This window comes from Actinobacillus minor NM305, assembly GCF_000175195.1.
Classification (GTDB): Bacteria; Pseudomonadota; Gammaproteobacteria; order Enterobacterales; family Pasteurellaceae; genus Haemophilus_A; species Haemophilus_A minor.
Genome location: NZ_ACQL01000067.1, coordinates 1 through 480 on the forward strand (window position 1 = coordinate 1; position 480 = coordinate 480).

Annotated in this window: 1 pseudogene; it reads right to left on the minus strand. The window is 43.1% G+C overall.

The features are described 5' to 3' along the window. Positions 1 to 480: pseudogene (locus tag AM305_RS12410) on the minus strand (hypothetical protein); the annotation flags it as partial.

The window sequence follows — 480 nt, forward strand, 5'->3', positions numbered from 1 at the left end:
GAATTTAAGATGTTATCCGCTAACGGAGTCGTATCTGAACCTAAATTCACCAGTGTTGAGTCACCTAGCGTTGGCTTGCCACCAGTGTTCACATTCGTTGGCACTAATGCCGTGTTCAACACTGAACCTACGCCTGCGATTTGTGTTGGCTTACCATCTGTTGAAGTAATGTTCAATGCTGTTGTTGGTGCATTCGCTACATCATTATTTGTTGCAGGTACCGCTGCTTCGTTTACTAACTTCACTGATGGCTCTGTACCATTTGATAAAGTTACTGTATTGAAGTCTACATCTTCAGCTGTTGCATAAGTAATCTTACCGCTAGCTTCTTGCTTCACAGTCATGTTTTTACCTGCAGCCATATCAACCACATCGCCTGGGTTGATCACTTCATCATTACCAGAAACTTTAGTACCTTCTGCTGCTGATGATTTTAGTGTAAAGCCAGACTGGTTGATTGCATTCGCCACAGTGGTTGCA